The sequence below is a fragment of the Campylobacter sp. 2014D-0216 genome, assembly GCF_014931215.1.
In the GTDB taxonomy this organism is placed as follows: Bacteria; Campylobacterota; Campylobacteria; order Campylobacterales; family Campylobacteraceae; genus Campylobacter_D.
In genome coordinates this window covers 1,162,809-1,180,547 of record NZ_CP063089.1, presented here as the reverse complement: position 1 = coordinate 1,180,547, position 17,739 = coordinate 1,162,809, and the positions used below count along the sequence as shown (strand labels likewise).

Here is a 17,739-nt window from a genome sequence, read left to right as displayed (position 1 = left end):
TTGTATAGAAAAATTTTTCTATGTGCAAAAATGTGAAGTTTGATTAAATTTGTATCTTTTTGGTATAATTTTTGCTAGTTAAGGTATTGAAAATGAAATTTATTAAGGAATAATAATGGTTAAAAAGATACTTGTATTTGCTCTAGCTTTGTTTTTTAGTGCATGTGCGGTGAATTCTAAAAACCAAGGGGTTGCCAAGGTTAATGAGGTTGTAAAAATTCAAGCAGAGTGTTATAATCCTTCTAGTTCTAAAGCATATGAAGCAAAAATCAAAGGGCTTTTGTATATTAGCGATGTGGGTCTTAAATACTGTGCAAATAAAAGAACGATTGATAAAAGTGTTTCTTTAAAAAAAGTTTATATTCATAGAGTGTATGATTTGAATGAGAATTTAAAATATTCTTTTTCCAATGGTAAAAACTACTATATTGATGAAAATTTTAATTATTATTTTTATGTATTCTTAAAAGAAGAGTTAGAAAATAGAGGTATAGTGGTGGTAGAGGATACTCAAAATTCTCCTTATGTTTTAAGAGTTGATTTGAGCTTTAATGATTTTTACTCTCAATTTGATTCTAATTCTTTATTTTCAGTAATTGCAAGTCAATTGACGCTTAAAGATATCAATACAAACAAAACCATCAATATCAAAACAAAGCAAGAAGTAAAAGGCTTTTATAAAATTAATGATTTGCCTTTTTTTACCCAATTACTTATCAAACAAGTAGCTAATAAAGCTGCAGATATTATTAGTTCTTTGTGAGATGTTTTAACTGTCATGGATTTTCCCTTGCAAGTTTTTGTCCAGCTTGCAAGGAAGAGCTTTTGGAATACTCTTTGGGTATAAGAGAGCTTGAAGAGGGGTTTAAGGTTTATTATTTTTATCAATATGATCAAATCAAGCATTTGATTTATTTTAAACATCGGTTTCAAGGTTATTTTGTCTTAAATGCTTTAGCAAGATTAAGTTTTGCTAAATTTAAAGATTTTTTTCAACCTGCATGCGAAATTAATGCTATAGCCTTAGATGATAAAACTGAAAAAAATTACTCACACACAGCAATTTTAACACGCCATTTAAAAACTCGATTTATAAAGCCTATGTATCATACTTTACAGGCTAGTTCGCGGCATAAATATAGTGGAAAAAGTTTGAAATTTCGTAAAGACAATAAAAGATTATATCAGTTATTAAAGCTTCCAAAACACCCTGTAATTTTAGTAGATGATGTAGTGACTACAGGATTAAGTCTGTTAGAGGCAAAAAAGCTTTTGGAAAAAAATAATATTAAAGTGTTATTTGCTTTAGTTTTGGCTAATGCAAAATTTGATACAATATAAGCATTAATTTTAAGGATTTTTATGGAAAATATTTTTACTAAAGATTCAGATATTGAAAATATAGATATAGAAAGTTCTATAAAAAGTAGCTATTTAGATTATTCTATGAGCGTTATTATAGGCCGTGCATTACCTGATGCTAGAGATGGACTTAAACCTGTTCATAGAAGAATTTTATATGCTATGAATGATTTAGGCGTTGGAAGTCGTAGTGCATACAAAAAGTCAGCGCGTATAGTGGGTGATGTAATCGGTAAATACCACCCGCATGGTGATGTGGCTGTATATGATGCTTTAGTAAGAATGGCGCAAGATTTTTCAATGCGTTATCCAAGCGTAGATGGTCAAGGAAACTTTGGTTCTATTGATGGTGATGGCGCTGCTGCGATGCGTTATACCGAAGCTAGAATGACGATTTTAGCTGAAGAGTTGCTGCGTGATATAGATAAAGATACGGTTGATTTTGTACCAAATTACGATGATTCTATGAGTGAGCCTGATGTTTTACCTGCTAGAGTGCCAAATTTATTACTTAATGGTTCAAGTGGTATTGCAGTGGGTATGGCTACTAATATTCCTCCACATAGTTTGAATGAACTTATCGATGGTTTGCTTTATTTAATTGATAATAAAAATGCAAGCTTGGAAGAAATAATGCAATTTATCAAAGGGCCTGATTTTCCAACCGGTGGTATTATATTTGGTAAAAAAGGTATTATAGAAGCTTATCGCACAGGTCGTGGCAGGGTAAAAGTAAGAGCAAAAACACATATTGAAAAAAGAGCTAATAAGGATATTATTGTAATAGATGAGCTTCCTTATCAAACTAACAAAGCAAGATTGATAGAGCAAATTGCTGAACTTGCTAAAGAAAAGCAAATTGAAGGCATTGCTGAAGTTAGAGATGAGAGCGATAGAGAAGGAATTCGCGTGGTGATTGAGCTAAAACGCGATGCTATGAGTGAGATCGTGTTAAACAATCTTTTTAAATCTACCACTATGGAGAGTACTTTTGGTGTGATTATGCTTGCTATACATAACAAGGAGCCAAAAGTTTTTTCTTTGATTGAGCTTTTAAATTTATTCTTAAATCACAGAAAAACTGTAATTATTAGAAGAACGATTTATGAATTGCAAAAAGCTAGAGCTAGAGCGCATATTTTAGAGGGTTTAAAAATAGCACTAGATAATATCGATGAAGTGATAGCGTTGATTAAAAACTCCCCAGATAATCCAACGGCTAAAAATTTATTGATGGAAAAATTTGGTCTAAGCGAGCTTCAATCTAATGCTATTTTAGATATGAAGTTAGGTCGTTTGACAGGACTTGAAAGAGAAAAAATTGACAATGAGCTAAGAGAATTGTTAGCAGAAATCGAAAGACTTGATCAAATTTTAAAAAGCGAAACTTTGCTTGAAAATTTAATTAAAGATGAGTTAAAAGAAATTAGAACAAAATTTGATGTACCAAGAATCACTCAAATTGAGGATGATTATGATGATATTGATATAGAAGATTTAATACCAAATGAAAACATGGTAGTTACTATCACTCATCGTGGTTATATTAAGCGTGTTCCAAGTAAGCAGTATGAAAAACAAAAACGCGGTGGTAAGGGCAAGGTTGCTGTTACGACTTATGATGATGATTTTATTGAAAGCTTCTTTACGGCAAACACACATGATACTTTAATGTTTGTTACTGATCGCGGGCAACTTTACTGGCTTAAGGTTTATAAAATTCCTGAAGGAAGTAGAACCGCTAAAGGTAAAGCTGTGGTTAATCTTATTAATCTACAAGCAGATGAAAAAATTATGGCGATTATCCCGACAACTGATTTTGATGAAAGTAAATCATTGTGTTTCTTTACTAAAAATGGTATCGTAAAACGCACAAATTTAAGTGAATATCAAAATATTAGAAGTGTGGGTGTAAAAGCGATTAATCTAGATGAAAACGATGAGCTTGTTACTGCAATTATCGTAGCAAGAGATGAAAACGAAGTTGTCAATGTCAATGCAGACGAAAATTTAGAAATAGATGAAAATCTAGAAAATGAAAGCAGTGAAAATAGTGAAGAATTAGAAAATACCATTAGCGGTAAAATGCTTTTTGCAGTAACTAAAAAAGGCATGTGTATCAAATTCCCTCTTGCTAAAGTTAGAGAGATTGGTCGTGTAAGTAGAGGGGTAACTGCGATTAAATTTAAAGAAAAAGATGATGAGGTTGTAGGTGCTGTTGTGATCGAAAATGATACACAAGAGATTTTAAGTGTGAGTGCTAAAGGTATAGGTAAGCGCACTAATGCAGGAGAATACAGACTTCAAAGTAGGGGTGGTAAGGGTGTAATTTGTATGAAGCTTACTGCTAAAACAAAAGATTTAATCGGTATAGTTATAGTTGATGAAAGCATGGACTTAATGGCTTTAACAAGTAGCGGTAAAATGATACGTGTGGACATGCAAAGCATTAGAAAAGCAGGTAGAAATACAAGCGGTGTAATCGTAGTAAATGTAGAAAACGATGAGGTTGTAAGCATTGCTAAGTGTCCTAAGGAAGAGGATGAGGATTTAGATGCTGAAAATAATATGGATTTAAATTTTGAATAGTAAAATTTGGAATGCTTTTTGCTATTTTAATAAAATCAAATAAATTGAAGGTGTAAAAATGAAAAAAGTTATTTTTATGTTTTGTTTGGCTTTAGGTTTTAGTGCTTGTGCGCTAGATCAAAGAGGCGTGAACCCAAATCAAGCTCAGACTACTCAGGCAAATTCTGATGTGGTGGTTCAAAAAGTAGATAAAGATGATGTGCGTAGTATCATCAGAGAAGAAAAAATGCTTGCAAATGATACAAGCACAGATAATGATCTAACATTTACAGCAGTGGGTGAGGGTATCGCTCCTTTAAATACTGTTTCAGTTGGTCAAGCTTTAGCTTTGGCAAAAAGAGCAGCGATTACTGATGCTTATAGACAATTAGCTAGTAAGTTATATGGTGTAAGAGTAAATGGTAAAGATACAGTAAAAGATGCAATGCTTAAAAGCTCAACCATTACAGCACAGGTAAATGGTTTAATTAAAAATGCAAGTGTGGTTGATCAAGATTTCAAAGATGGTCTTTATAGAGTAAATGTAGAACTTAAAATTGATGCTGACAAGTGGAAAGAATTGTTTGCTTATTAATCTTTATAGTATTTAACACTACTGCCCAAGATGAGTTTATATTTTGGGCAGAACTTTCAAATAAAAATTTCATTCTTTATCATCAAAAAGAAACTATATCCATAGCTATGACTCAAAGCAAAAATAAAAACTTAGAATACGCTTGTGAGTTAATTTACACTCCAAAAGATTTAAAAACTTTTTTACGTGATGATTTTGGTATGATCGATGAAGAAAGAATGACTAAATTAGACAAATTTAATTTTTTGAATACACATAAAAATGAATTAATTGATTGTTTTTTTAATTCAAAAATAGATGTAAAAGATTTTGTTAAAAGTGAGCAAGCAGGCGCTCAAAGTGAAACATATGTGAGAATTTTACCTTTAAGATTTACAGTTGAATTTCATGATAATAGTGCCTTTATATATTATCTTAAATAAATGCAAAGCTTGTTTTTATTAAAATACTTAAAAAAATATTAAGAGTTTGAAATGCAAAAAAGTATCCCGCGATATTTGTTGTTTAAATATCTTCGTTTTGACAAAGATCAACCCTTTATTATGCTTTCAAAGATTTTAGCTTTTTTGGGTGTGAGTATAGGATTATGTGTACTCTTGGTTGCAATGGCTATTATGAATGGTTTTGATAAGGAATTTGAAAGAAAACTTTTTACGATGAATTACCCCATTACGATATTGCCACGTTTTGGAGCTAGTGTAGATGAAAAATTACTACAAGAACTAAGAGTTCAGTTTCCAAATTTGTTATTTAGTCCTTATATTAGTACTCAAGTTATAGCAAGAAATGATGTAAGGTTAGAAGGTGGAATGTTATTTGGCGTAAACTTTGAAGATGAAAAAAAAATCAATGAAGTAGTAGCGCATGCTTTAGATGGGAAAAATTTGCAAAATTTTGACATTTTAATAGGCAAGGGATTAAAAAGCGAATTTGGGCTAGATTATGATGATAAGATCGCATTGATTTTTTCTAATCTTAGCGCAAGTGGTCTTTCGCTTATCCCTAAGGTAAAGCGTTTTGATGTTAAAGCTGAATTTTCTTCTGGTTTATTAGCTTATGATAAAGCATATATGTATATAGACGCAAAAGCTTTGGCTAAGATTTTATCTTATCCTCAAGGGGTTTATGATGGAATTCATGTATATTCGTTAAAGCCTTTTGATGATATAAAACACATTGAAGCTTTTTTAGGTGCAAAATATGCTAGTATAGGTTGGTGGGAGCAAAATGGAAATTTCTTTGCGGCACTTGCTTTGGAAAAAAGGGCGTTGTTTATTGTTTTGATGTTGATTATTTTAGTTGCTAGTTTAAATATCGTAAGCTCTTTATTGATGATCGTGATGAATAGACGCAGTGAGATAGCTTTATTGCTTTCTTTGGGAGCTAGTAAATTAGAGATTAAAAAAACCTTTTTTTCTTTGGGTTTTTTTATAGGTGGAAGTGGGATTATAGCAGGTGTAATGCTTGCAACCATAGCCTTATGGGTACTTGGTAACTTTGATATCATTTCTTTGCCTACTGATGTTTATGGCATGAGTAAATTGCCCTTGGAACTTTCTTTTGTTGATTTTTGTGCTACGCTTTTGGGTGCAATTGTGATTGTAAGTTTGTCTTCTTATTATCCTGCAAAAAAAGCAACCCAAGTAGATATTTTAGATACTTTAAGAAACGAATAAATTTAATATTTATTCGTTTAGAAATTTTTTGATTTCATTGAAGAAATTTTCATAGCTAACATCTTTGATCGTTTTTACAAACTTACCATTTTCATCAATCAAATAAAACTCCCCGCTATGAGCTATAGAATACCCCATGGCAGAATTTTTAAGATCAATTTTTTCATAAACTACACCATAGTTTTTGGTTATTTTTTCTAATTCTTTTTCATTCTTTGCTACTAGCGCAGTAGAATTAGGGTAGAAGTATTTTACCCATTGGCTTGTTTGTGTTAGATTGCTATCTCTTTTTGGATCTAAAGAAATAAACACCACATGAGCTTTTTCTTTGTTTGGCATTTGGTTTAAAACACTTGCAATTAGTGCAAGTTCACTAGGACAAACATCAGGACAATAGGTGTATCCAAAATATACAATCAATTTTTTTCCGGCAAAATCTTTTAGGCTAAGCATACCTTTTTCAGAATTTAAGTGAAAATTGTATTTATTGTTTTCAAAATATTGTATTGAAAGAAAGAAAACACCAAAAATCACTATAATAAGCAAAAGAATATTGATTTTTTTCATAAATTACCTTTTTACATCAAAATCAAAATAAAAATCTAGTGGATCTTCATTGTCAAAAAGTTCTATTCTAAAACGCATTATATCAAGCGTGCAAGAGCTTAAAACTAATTTGGCGTGATAGGTATTGTTGATTTTTTTAAACCGCGGAACGATATCCCCCATATACATATTTAGTCCATAAACTCTGGCATTAAGTTGAGGGTAATTACCTAAATTAGTGATATTTAAATCAAGCTCGTTTAACGCCATAATGGGTTTTGGGGTTAGACTGATTAAAACTTTTTGGTTTTTAAAATTATACTCACAGCTTTGTTGATTTAAATCACAATCTAAAGGAGTTAAAGTGGTGATTAATTCTCTTTTTTTACCTGTGCTTGGCATATGGGTATAAAAATAAGCCCCGCTTATAGCAAAAGCTATAGCTAGAGCAAAAATGAGTAAATTTTTCATTATTTTTGAATGCTTCGTGATTGAATATTTTTAAGTTCAATAGTACTATTATCATCAAAATAAAGTGTTAAGTTAGCTTTGGTTTGTGGGGTGATGTTTTCTTTAAGGTTTAATACCATGATGTGCATACCACCTGGTTTGAGCTCAGCACTTGATTTAGCTTTAATGGTGATTTGTGGAATTTGCACCATCATTTTTTTACCATTTTCCATAATATGATTATGAATTTCTGTGGTATCACTTAAAGAGCTTTGAGCTTTTATTAGCTTAATATCTTTATCAGAATTGTTTTTAAGCTCTAAGAAAAATGCCGTAGTTTTAGAGTGAGGTGGAGTTTGTCTTACATAAGGATCATTTACAGTAATTTCATTTGCAAAAACAAAAGTGCTTAAAATAGCCAAACCTAGTAATTTTTTCATTGTATTTCCTTTTTTTGTGTTTGATAAAATATAAAACATTATACACGGAAAAAATTAAAAATATATTTATTGTAAAAATAATATAATTAGCACCTTGTTGTTTTAAATTTTACAAAGAAAGGTTGAAATTGTTTAAAGTTGCATCTATAATATTTAGCATGGTTGTATTTGCAAATGCAAATAATCTTGCAAAGATTTATTTAAATGAAGGTATTAAAGCAGTTGAACAGGTGCTAGAGCAAGAATTAAGCAAAAAGGATTTTTGGCTTGATGAAATCAAAGACAAAAATGTTACTCTTGGGTATTATGATGAAGATGTTGCGATAGTTTTAACTAATAAAAGTGATAAAATTATTCGTGTTTATCACTATGATGATGGTAAAGTTGAGAAGAAATTTATCCAAAAAGATGTTTTAACCGGTTTGGCAGGAGATAAAGAAATCGAAGGGGATCTAAAAACCCCTATAGGTTTTTATGAATTAGGCAAGAAATTTTATCCTGGCGATCCTTATTATGGTCCATTTGCTTTTGCTACAACCTATCCAAATGTACTTGATAAAACTTTAGGTAAAACAGGTGGGGGAATTTGGATTCATGGGTATCCACTAGATGGAACACGGTTGGATACTTATAAAACTAGAGGCTGTATCGCTGTGCAAAATGATTTGCTAGATGATTTTAACAAGCTTGTTGCTGATAGAAAATCTTATGCTATGACAGAAGAAAAAGCTAAAGTAAGAACCAACCACGATGAAATAGCTATTTTGCTGGCAAATTTATTTGCTTGGAAAGATAGTTGGCAAAAAAGTGATATTAAAAAATATTTGTCTTTTTATGATCAAAAAATCTTTAAACATAAAAACAAATTCAACTATGAACAATTTGCAAGAAATAAAGAAAGAATTTTTGCTAAAAATGAAGAAAAAAGCATTAAATTTTCAGATCTTAGCATCAGTCCTTATCCAAATGATAGAAACGAAAAAATTTTCAGAATAGGTTTTTATGAGGACTATCGTAGTACAAACTATAAATTTAAAGGAGAAAAAGTCCTTTATGTGAAGCTTGTAGGCGATAAAATGCAAATTTTAGCTGAGCAATAATGGCTTATATAAAAATCAACCGTGCAGCTTATGAGCACAATCTTGATCTCATAGCTTCTAAAGCAGGAGGCTATGAAAAAGTTATATGTGTCTTTAAAGACAATGCTTATGGACATGGAGCTAAGATTTTGGCTCCTATTGCCAAGGCAAAGGGTGTTAATTTTATAGCAGTAAAAAATGAAACTGAAGCAAAAGAGCTTCAGGGTATTTTTGAACATATTTTGATTTTATCTCACCATCCACATGCAAATGAAAATGAAAATTTTATTTATGCTTTAAATGATAGAAATGACATTAAGAAATTTAAAAAAAATACAAAAATTCATTTAGTTATAGATACAAATATGCATAGAAACGGAATTGTGCCAAAAGATCTTGAGGAAGTCTTGTGTGAACTTAAAAGTTATGGTTTGCAACTTCATGGTGTGATGATGCATTTTGCAGGAAGCGATGAGATGGATGCAAGCTATTTCGTGCAAAAGCAAAATTTTAAAGAAGTCAAAAAAAAGATCCAAACTTTGTTGCAAGATGAGGCTGAAAAATTAATATTTCATTCGCACAACTCAGAAGCTTTGTTTAGAACAAACACTTTAGAGCCAAAAGAGTATTGTAGAGTAGGGCTTGTGCAGTTTGGGTATGCTTATTTTAGCGATGAATTACATAAAGTATTGAGTTTGTGGGCTGAAAAAATCAGCCAAAGAACGCTTAAAAAAGGACAGACGGTAGGTTATGGTGGTGTATTTTGTGCAAAAGAAAATTTAGAGATCGCAACTTATGATTTAGGTTATGCAGACGGACTTTTACGCTATGATGGTAAAAAAGAGTTGGTTTTACCAAATGGTAAAAAAATGCTAGGAAAAATGTCAATGGACAGCTTTTCATGCGAAGGTAATGATGATGTAATTTGTGTGATTGATGATGCAAATGCAATGGCGAGTTTTTTTAATACAATCAACTACGAGATTTTAGTAAAGCTTTCTCCAAATTTAAAAAGAATTGTAATTTAAGATAAAATATATTAATATAATGCTTTCGAAAGGATAAAAATGGCATTTTTAAATTGGGCTATTTTGATTTTATTTTTGTTTATTGTATTTTTGCTCATTAATCGTTATGAAAGAAAAATGAAAATCCTATATAAAAATATAGAGATTTTAAAAAATGAGTGTAAGAAAAACAATGAAAACATCGAAAAAAATAGAATTTTAATAGAAAAAAATAGATCAAATATCGAAAATATAAAAAATCAAGATTAGCATTAATCTTGAAGTATTTTAGCTATAAGTTCTAATGGGTGTGAAAATTTAGTAGAAACTTTTTCATGTTCTAAAGCATTTGAAATTTGCATTCTACAAGCTGAACATTCTGCGCTGATGATTTGCACATCTGTTTTTTGAATATTATGTGCTTTTTTCATACCAACTTTTAAGGCTTTTTCATAGTGATCTGTCTGCATGCTTACCCCGCCAAAACCACAGCATTCATTTGAAGCAATAAGTTCTTTGAAATGATAGTTTTGCTTTAATAGATTTCTCGGTTCTTGGTAAACTCCTTGCATTTTTTTTGCATGACAAGGATCATGATAGCTGATATTAATATTGACTTTGTTTTTAGTTTTTAAAAGCTGTTCTAAATTAGTATGCTCGTATAAATACTTAGTCGCAAGAAGTATTTTATGGGAGATGTTTTTTGCTCTTATTGCCCATTCTTGATCACCTTGCATATGAAAAAAATGCTCATAGTCTATGTTGATCATTGCAGAGCAGGTTGCTTCAGGGATGATGATATAATCAAGCGTTTTGAGTTTTTCTTCAAAATATACAATATTTTTTTTAGCTAGATGTTCTACGCTTTTAAAATCTCCTGTAAAGTAGTGAGGAGCTCCACAACATGATTGTTCTTTTAATAAATCTACATTGATCTTAAGATGCTTGCAAATTTCAAGCAAAGCAAATCCAGTACTTGTATAAGAGTAATTAGACAAGCACCCTATAAAAATCCCTATAGATTTTTCCCCTTGATTATTGATAAAATCAGGATTGGAGCTTAAAAAACTTTTTTTACTCAAAGATGGAAGCAAGCGTCCTTTTTTGATTAAAGGTAGGTTTAATTTTGCTTTCATGCCTTGGTTGTTATTTTTAGTGCTAAATGCGCAACTTTGAAAAACATAGCCCAATCTTGCTAAAATATTTAACACTTGTCTATGTCTTAAAAAGAAAAAGGCAAGTTTTTTATACCATGCAATACCAAATTTTTGTGCTATATCATAGCGAGTTTTTTCAATAGCGCTATCAATTCTTAAGTGGCTTGGGCAAGCTTCAACGCAATTGGTGCATAAAAAACATGATTCAAAAATTGTTTTAAGATCACGATCAAGTTCTAATTCTTGATTTTTATAAGCACTTATGAGATCTAAAAAGCCACGAGGGGAAGTACTCTCATCGCGATTTATCTCATGTATGGTGCATGTTGGTATGCATTTGCCACATTTTACACATGCATTTGTGATTTCATCAATATTTAACATGTTAAACCGTTTTAGAAAATACTTTTTTATCTTCACTAATGCGTTTGAGATATTTATCAAAACACATTGCAATATTACGGATCAAAAGCACTCCTGTTTCATTGACTTTGATATGGTTTTTATCAATAGTCACAAATTCATTTAATTTGCTTAATTCTTCTAGATCTTGTTGAAAGTATTCAAAAAAGTTAATCTTAAATCTTTGTTCTACTTTTTCAATGTTAAGCGAGAAATTACTCATAAGCTCCATAATCACAGCTTTTCTTAATTCATCATCATCATCTAGCATAATGCCTTTTTCGCAAGGCAATTTGCCCTCATCGATAGCCTTTTCATAGCTTGGCATATCTTTGAAATTTTGCATATAGTGTCTTTTTCCCTCGCCAATACTTGTCAAACCAATGCCAATTAAATCTGTTCCACCTTTAGTAGTATAGCCTTGAAAATTTCTATGCAGACTACCATTTTCTAATGCTTTAAAAAGTTCATCTTCTGGTTTTGCAAAATGATCCATTCCTATCATTTTATAACCATTGTGGGTTAAAAAATTTTCACAGTATTCTAAAATTTGAAGTTTTATATCAGGACTAGGCAGGGTATTTTCATCAAATTTTCTCATATTTTTTTTAAGCCATGGCACATGTGCATAGTTAAAAATAGCAAAGCGATCAGGATTAATTAGCAATGCTTTTTCCAAAGTTTGCTTAAAGCTTTCTAAGCTTTGATATGGCAAACCATAGATCAAATCCATATTTACCGAGCTAATGCCTTTTTTTCTAACCATATCTACTGCGTTTTTGGTAAGCTCAAAAGGCTGAATTCTATGAATTTCTTTTTGCACTTTTTCATCGAAATCTTGCACACCAAAGCTAATGCGATTAAATCCATTTTGGATTAAAACATCGGCTTGCTCTTCATTTAAAAACCTTGGATCAATTTCACAGCTTATTTCGCTATCTTGAGTGAAATTTGGAAAAACACTTTTGATTTTTAAAATCAAACTTTCAAGTTGCTTAGCAGAAAAAAATGTAGGGGTACCGCCACCAAAATGCATTTGTGCAACTTCTCTTTGAGTATTGATGATGTTAGCTAAGAGATCGAGTTCTTTAAAGAGATAACCTAAATATCTTTCTTTGCTTTCTTCTTTGGCAGTATAGATTACATTACAACCGCAAAAATAACATGCGCTTCTACAAAAAGGCAAATGAAAATATAAAGACAATTGTGCTTTTTGTTGTTTTAAAATTTCAATATAATCTTCATATTTAAACTGAGTATTAAATTCTACCGCAGTAGGATAAGAAGTATATCTTGGTCCTGCTTTGGAGTATTTGACAAAGCTTTTATAATCTTTCATTGGGTTTTACCTTTTCTATCATTTTTTTCATGTCAATAAATAAATTTGGATGTTGAATGTGGATGTTGCTAACAAGCTGATCTAAGTCAATATTTACTTCTTTTACGCCCTTGGCGACTTGATGTTTTATTTCATCCATTGCAACTGTCCATACATCGTTAAAATCAATTGGAATTTGTTGATAAATGGCTTTCTCTAATTTCAGTTCAAAGTTATCTTTTTGTATTTCTTTTGCATTTTGCAAAAATTCGATTAAAGTTTTTACAGAAAACATCGTTTTTACTTCGTCGTTTTCATCTACAATAAACCATGGTTCAGGTGCTAGTTCATGACCGTTTTTTAAACTGAGTTTTTTTTCTTTTTCATTAATATGGGTGAGATGAAATATAGTTTGATTATGTTTTTCTATACCTAGGTAATTAGAAAGCTCGTTGATGATATCTTCGGAGCTTTTTTTATCTAAACTATTCAATCTTACTCCTTGTGATTTAATAATTGCGCGATCTCTTTTGCATGGTAAGTTATGATAAGTTTGGCTCCAGCTCTTTTAAAAGCAAGCATGGTTTCAAGGACTATTTTTTCATAATCAATCACACCAGCTTTTTGACCCGCTTTTAACAAGGCATATTCACCGCTTACATTGTATACGCAAAGTGGAAGTTTAGAGTGATTTGCAATGTCTTTGACCACATCTAAATAAGCCAGTGCAGGTTTTACCATCAAAATATCAGCACCTTGTTTTTCATCTTCTAAGCTTTCACACAAGGCTTCTTTGCCATTAGCAAAATCCATTTGATAAGTTTTTCTATCTCCATAACTTGGAGCAGAATCTGCCACATCTCTAAAAGGACCGTAATAAGCTGAAGCAAATTTGGTTGAATAAGCCATGATAGGAAGATTTTCAAAACCATTTTCATCTAGAGTTTTTCTTAAGGTTTGAATAATCCCATCCATCATGCCACTTGGTGCGATCATGTCCGCTCCGTTTTTTGCATGAATTAGAGCTTGTTTGGCTGAAATTTCTAAAGTTAGATCATTATCTACACTTTTTGTTTTTGGATCAATAATGCCACAATGCCCATGATCAGTGTATTCGCAAAAACAAAGATCTGTGATGACAACTAAGTTGGGAAATTGCTCTTTGATAGCTCTTAAGCTTCTAGCAATCAAGCCATCATCACTCAAAGCATCGCTACCACAACTGTCTTTTTTAGTGCTTTCTAAAACTCCAAATAAAATAATAGCTTTAATGCCTAATTTAGTTATTTCTGAACATTCTTTTAAAATCTCATCTAAACTCATTTGAAATACACCAGGCATAGATGAAATTTCGTTTTTGATGTTCACTCCATCAACGACAAAAAGAGGATAGATTAAATCATCTAAATTTAAAGTATTTTCTTTTACCAAGCTTCTTATATTCTCATTTAACCTTAATCTTCTGAAGCGTTTAAACATAAATTTCCTTTTTGTTTGTTAAAATTCCATAAATTCTAGCATATTTTTTATAAAAAAGGTAAAGTAAAATAATGACGATTCAAATTTCTGAAATAGCAAAACTTCCTACGCGTTTTGGGGAGTTTTATATACAAAGTTTTAAAGAAGAAGAAAAAGAGCATTTGTGTATTTTTAAAGGAGAATTTCAAAAGGAAGTGAATGTTAGAATTCACTCAGAGTGCCTTACAGGAGATGTTTTAAGTAGTTTAAAATGTGATTGTGGGGAGCAGCTTGAATTTTCGCTAAATTATATCCAAGAGCATGGCGGAATGGTGATATATCTAAGACAAGAAGGAAGAGGTATAGGTCTTTTTAATAAAATCAATGCTTATGCTTTGCAAGATAAAGGTTTTAATACGATAGAAGCAAATCATCAGCTAGGTTTTAAGGCAGATGAACGCAGTTATGAGATAGTAGAGTTTATTTTAAAGCACTATGGTATTAGCAAGATTAATCTTTTAACAAACAATCCTCAAAAACTTGAATCACTAAAAGACAAGATACACTTAAGAGTGCCTATTTTAATAGAGGCAAATCGTTTTAATAAAGATTATTTAGAAATCAAACATACACAAATGGGGCATTTAAATTGAAACAATACGAAGAACAATTAAATTTTTTGCAAAATTTTCCCCATAAAGATGATTTTTTAAAAAAAATTATTCTTTATAAGGATTTGTTGAAAAAATTCAATGCAGTACATAATTTGACGCATTTTGAAAATATTGATGAAAATATCATCGATAGTGTGAAAATTTTAGATTTTTACGATTTGAGTGATAGAAAGCAAATAATTGATGTGGGAAGTGGAGCCGGGTTTCCTGCTATTTTTTTAGCTTGTATATTTTTAGAGAGTGAATTTTTTCTTTTTGAGCCTAATCCTAAAAAAGCATCATTTTTAAGAGTAGTGAAAACAGAACTAGGTTTAAATCATGTGAATATCATCAAAGATAAATTACAAAATCATTCTTCTTTTAGAGTGGATTTGATCACATCAAGAGCTTTGATGGATGTGAAACCTTTGATCAATATCGCAAGTGGTTTTTATGACGATAAGACATTGTTTTTGCTTTATAAAGGTAGTGAAATTTATGATGAATTGCAAGGTTTAAAAACATATCAGATTTTTAATCAAGGTTTTAGAAATTATTGTCTTTTGAAAAATACTTAAAGGAAAAAAATGTTAATTTTTGGTCACCCATTAATTAGTATGGAAAAAATGAAACGCTTTAAAGGTGAGATAAATCAAACGGTTGTGAATTGTTTTGATTATGATGAAAAAATAATCCAATTGGCGCAAGAAAAAAAATGCGATTTTGCTGTTTTTGTAAAAAATGAAGAAGAAGTTTTGCTTTCTAATGCTTTGGGTGCAAAATATATTTTAATCAATGATCAAGCACTTGCAAAAATAGCTTCAAAAATGGCTGAGTTTTATATGTTTGATTCTAAAATTTTATTAATATTGGATAAATTAGAAAACAACCTTAAAAGTGCTTATGACTTAAGTGTAGATGGGGTTTGTTTAAGTACTTATATAAAATAAAAGCCAAACCCTTAAAGGGTTGGCTTGCTAACAATCAATTAAAACTTTTTCTTTCTAGCATCTTCTAAGATATCATTAGCTATCTTATTAACATTATCAGATATAGCCGCACTATCTTTAGCTATTTTTAGATTTTCTTGTGTTACGCTATCAATTTGAGTTACGGCATCATTAATTTGAGTAATACCTGTAGTTTGTTCTTTAATACTTTCACCCATTTCATTGATAGATTGAACTAAGATATTTGTGTTAGCTTCAATTTCACCCAAAGACTTTTGAGTTCTTTCAGCTAGATTTCTAACTTCATCTGCAACAACAGCAAATCCTCTACCATGTTCACCAGCACGTGCAGCTTCAATAGCAGCATTTAATGCAAGTAGGTTAATTTGATCTGCAATATCTCCAATAATAGAAGTAACATTTTTAATCTCTTCACTTTGAGCAATTACTTCACTAGTTTTATGCGAAACATTTTGCATAGAAGAAGTAATCTCTTCTAGTGCTGCTGCTGTTTCTTCTAAAGAAGAAGCTTGAGAAGATGAAGAATCAGTTAGGTTTTTAACCGCACTTTGTAATTTACCACTTTCATCTGCTAATAAAGAAGCAAATTCAGATGATTGTCTTAACATAGCTACAATTTCTTGACCTAATACATTTGTAGTTACTTCAACTCCACCTTTAGCATTTTTAACTTCAGTAGTAAAGTCTAATGCTTTATAGCTATCAAATACTCTATTAATTTCATTCATATTAGAACCTACTTTTTGTTCTAATACATTAAGCATTTCATTGATGTAGTTTTTAAGTTCAAGTAATTGTGGGTTGCTAGGAATTGCAGTAATTCTTGCTGTTAGATTACCACTTTCAACTTCTCTTACTGCTTCTACTGATTGTTCTACTGCTTTAGCATCTTGTTCTAATGCATTTTTAGTTTTAGTGATGTTTTCATTAATGGCTTTAGCTATAGCACCAAGTTCATCATTGCTTTTTACATCAATCATAGCTGAATCTTTAGTTTTATGATTGATAAAATCAAAGAAAGAGTTAAGACCTCTTTGAATGGCTTGAAGTGGTGATAAATAATAAGAAATGATAAAGTAAAGTAGAATAATACTAGCAATACTTGTAAAAACAACAATGGAAGTTTGGATGTATGCTATTTTTAAAGCAGGTGCTTCGATAACTTCAATGTTTTCACCCGCACAAGTGGTGTAATCATCGATTTTTACACAAATTCCGAAGCGGTTTTGTCCATTTTGAGTAGCATAGTTAAATATATTATAATCTCCAGCCTTTTCATATGCTTTAGCTACTGTAAGAATATCTGGATTTGTTTTTTCTCCACCAATTAGTGATTTATCAGTTGAAGCAAATACTGTGTAAGCTTGGTCGTACACAAAAGTTCTTCCAGGAAGTTCGCTAAATTCAGTCTGTAAGTCTTTAACTAAAACATCGATGGCTAAAACACCTATAAATTTACCATCTTTAACTAATGGCATTGCATAAGTAAAGCATGGTAAGCCTGTTGTTGCATCAATATATGCTGCGGTAATATATAAGCCATTTTTTCTTCTAGCTTCTATATAAAATTCCCTTGTTGTTGCATCGTAATTATCAGCTTTTCCATAAGTTCCATAATCTAAGCCTTTGCTATCGCTATCAGGATCACTTACGATTAACTCCCCGTTTGGTTGAGCTATGTAAACTGCCAAATAGCTGTTCATATCTCTAACAGCTTTTAGTAGATTACCGGTATTTTCCATTAGTTTTTCTTGGGTATCAAGATCACTATAAGGAAGCTTGGTGATAGATTGTGCAAGTTTTTCAAGTGTATGGGAATTGATGCTTTTGAAATCTCTCATAGATTTTTCAGCAACTCTTACATAGTTTGTTTCTGCTTTAACTACTTCATAGTTTAAAGCTTTTTTGGTAAAAATAAAGCTAACTATGCCCAAAATAATTAGACATACTATAGCAATAATGTTCGCAATTAATGAAATTTTTAGTTTAATACTTTTCATTAAATAAGCTCCTTTTGCATTATTCTAAGATTTAAAATTGTTATTATATCACTAAAA

General features: G+C 31.0%; 20 protein-coding genes and 1 pseudogene. 12 read left to right on the top strand and 9 right to left on the bottom strand.

Features of this window, described 5'->3' with window-relative positions; all coding sequences use genetic code 11:
• Nucleotides 1–115 precede the first annotated feature (115 nt).
• From mapA to A0083_RS05935, 6 genes are read left to right on the top strand one after another with little or no spacing between them, the layout of a single operon-like run.
• Nucleotides 116–763 carry an outer membrane lipoprotein MapA gene (gene mapA / locus A0083_RS05960; protein WP_197552782.1) on the top strand — a complete coding sequence of 216 codons (648 nt, stop codon included), beginning with the start codon at nt 116–118 and terminating at the stop codon, nt 761–763.
• On the top strand, nt 760–1,341 hold the full coding sequence (locus A0083_RS05955) for a ComF family protein (protein ID WP_197552780.1): 582 nt from the start codon (nt 760–762) through the stop codon (nt 1,339–1,341). Before mapA ends, A0083_RS05955 begins: the two co-directional genes overlap by 4 nt.
• Nucleotides 1,342–1,362: 21 nt before the next feature.
• Complete coding sequence (gyrA, locus tag A0083_RS05950) at nt 1,363–3,951, top strand: DNA gyrase subunit A (protein ID WP_197552778.1); 2,589 nt, start codon at nt 1,363–1,365, stop codon at nt 3,949–3,951.
• A 58-nt stretch (nt 3,952–4,009) separates the two neighbouring features.
• Nucleotides 4,010–4,525, top strand: coding sequence for an LPP20 family lipoprotein (locus A0083_RS05945; RefSeq protein ID WP_197552776.1), 516 nt, complete (start codon nt 4,010–4,012; stop codon nt 4,523–4,525).
• Entirely contained in the window at nt 4,501–4,947 is a 447-nt protein-coding gene (locus tag A0083_RS05940) for a hypothetical protein (protein WP_197552774.1), read from the top strand. The genes A0083_RS05945 and A0083_RS05940 overlap by 25 nt, the downstream gene beginning before the upstream one ends.
• Before the next feature lie 51 nt (nt 4,948–4,998).
• Nucleotides 4,999–6,201 (top strand): ABC transporter permease, encoded by a 1,203-nt coding sequence (locus tag A0083_RS05935; protein WP_197552772.1) that lies wholly within the window; start codon nt 4,999–5,001, stop codon nt 6,199–6,201.
• A gap of 9 nt (nt 6,202–6,210) precedes the next feature.
• On the opposite strand, the gene A0083_RS05930 is transcribed toward A0083_RS05935, so the two are convergent.
• The 3 genes from A0083_RS05930 to A0083_RS05920 are packed head-to-tail and all read right to left on the bottom strand — an operon-like array spanning nt 6,211 to nt 7,637.
• Complete coding sequence (locus A0083_RS05930; RefSeq protein ID WP_197552770.1) at nt 6,211–6,768, bottom strand: SCO family protein; 558 nt, start codon at nt 6,766–6,768, stop codon at nt 6,211–6,213.
• A 3-nt stretch (nt 6,769–6,771) separates the two neighbouring features.
• Entirely contained in the window at nt 6,772–7,218 is a 447-nt protein-coding gene (locus A0083_RS05925; RefSeq protein WP_197552768.1) for a hypothetical protein, read from the bottom strand.
• Nucleotides 7,218–7,637: a copper chaperone PCu(A)C gene (locus A0083_RS05920; RefSeq protein WP_039664320.1), complete on the bottom strand. Its 420-nt coding sequence runs from the start codon at nt 7,635–7,637 to the stop codon at nt 7,218–7,220. The genes A0083_RS05925 and A0083_RS05920 overlap by 1 nt, the downstream gene beginning before the upstream one ends.
• Before the next feature lie 158 nt (nt 7,638–7,795).
• Here A0083_RS05920 and A0083_RS05915 point away from each other — a divergent pair, with 158 nt between their 5' ends.
• The 3 genes from A0083_RS05915 to A0083_RS05905 are packed head-to-tail and all read left to right on the top strand — an operon-like array spanning nt 7,796 to nt 9,993.
• The gene (locus tag A0083_RS05915; protein ID WP_172586682.1) at nt 7,796–8,737 is read left to right on the top strand and encodes a L,D-transpeptidase family protein; all 942 of its coding nucleotides are present in this window, start codon (nt 7,796–7,798) and stop codon (nt 8,735–8,737) included.
• Nucleotides 8,737–9,744: an alanine racemase gene (locus tag A0083_RS05910; protein WP_197552766.1), complete on the top strand. Its 1,008-nt coding sequence runs from the start codon at nt 8,737–8,739 to the stop codon at nt 9,742–9,744. The genes A0083_RS05915 and A0083_RS05910 overlap by 1 nt, the downstream gene beginning before the upstream one ends.
• A 39-nt stretch (nt 9,745–9,783) precedes the next feature.
• A complete protein-coding gene (locus A0083_RS05905) occupies nt 9,784–9,993 on the top strand; it encodes a hypothetical protein (protein ID WP_039664317.1) in 210 nt (69 codons plus the stop codon).
• 2 nt (nt 9,994–9,995) lie between these two features.
• Here the strand turns inward: A0083_RS05905 and A0083_RS05900 are convergent, their stop codons facing one another.
• From A0083_RS05900 to hemB, 4 genes are read right to left on the bottom strand one after another with little or no spacing between them, the layout of a single operon-like run.
• On the bottom strand, nt 9,996–11,264 hold the full coding sequence (locus tag A0083_RS05900; RefSeq protein WP_197552764.1) for a (Fe-S)-binding protein: 1,269 nt from the start codon (nt 11,262–11,264) through the stop codon (nt 9,996–9,998).
• A 1-nt stretch (nt 11,265) separates the two neighbouring features.
• A complete protein-coding gene (gene hemN / locus A0083_RS05895; protein ID WP_197552762.1) occupies nt 11,266–12,621 on the bottom strand; it encodes an oxygen-independent coproporphyrinogen III oxidase in 1,356 nt (451 codons plus the stop codon).
• Nucleotides 12,608–13,093, bottom strand: a complete 486-nt coding sequence (locus A0083_RS05890) for a DUF2603 domain-containing protein (RefSeq protein WP_120760823.1) — start codon at nt 13,091–13,093, stop codon at nt 12,608–12,610. Before A0083_RS05890 ends, hemN begins: the two co-directional genes overlap by 14 nt.
• Nucleotides 13,094–13,095: 2 nt before the next feature.
• Nucleotides 13,096–14,079: a porphobilinogen synthase gene (gene hemB / locus A0083_RS05885; protein WP_197552760.1), complete on the bottom strand. Its 984-nt coding sequence runs from the start codon at nt 14,077–14,079 to the stop codon at nt 13,096–13,098.
• Nucleotides 14,080–14,150: 71 nt separating this feature from the next.
• Between hemB and ribA the strand changes: the two genes are divergently transcribed.
• The 3 genes from ribA to A0083_RS05870 are packed head-to-tail and all read left to right on the top strand — an operon-like array spanning nt 14,151 to nt 15,661.
• On the top strand, nt 14,151–14,711 hold the full coding sequence (gene ribA, locus A0083_RS05880; protein ID WP_120760821.1) for a GTP cyclohydrolase II: 561 nt from the start codon (nt 14,151–14,153) through the stop codon (nt 14,709–14,711).
• On the top strand, nt 14,708–15,289 hold the full coding sequence (rsmG, locus tag A0083_RS05875; protein WP_120760820.1) for a 16S rRNA (guanine(527)-N(7))-methyltransferase RsmG: 582 nt from the start codon (nt 14,708–14,710) through the stop codon (nt 15,287–15,289). The genes ribA and rsmG overlap by 4 nt, the downstream gene beginning before the upstream one ends.
• A gap of 9 nt (nt 15,290–15,298) precedes the next feature.
• Nucleotides 15,299–15,661: a hypothetical protein gene (locus tag A0083_RS05870; protein ID WP_197552759.1), complete on the top strand. Its 363-nt coding sequence runs from the start codon at nt 15,299–15,301 to the stop codon at nt 15,659–15,661.
• 38 nt (nt 15,662–15,699) lie between these two features.
• Here A0083_RS05870 and A0083_RS08320 read toward each other — a convergent pair whose 3' ends face one another.
• Nucleotides 15,700–16,290, bottom strand: a complete 591-nt coding sequence (locus A0083_RS08320; RefSeq protein ID WP_442861593.1) for a methyl-accepting chemotaxis protein — start codon at nt 16,288–16,290, stop codon at nt 15,700–15,702.
• 192 nt (nt 16,291–16,482) lie between these two features.
• Nucleotides 16,483–17,424: pseudogene (locus tag A0083_RS08315) on the bottom strand (cache domain-containing protein); the annotation flags it as partial.
• Nucleotides 17,425–17,739: the final 315 nt, after the last annotated feature.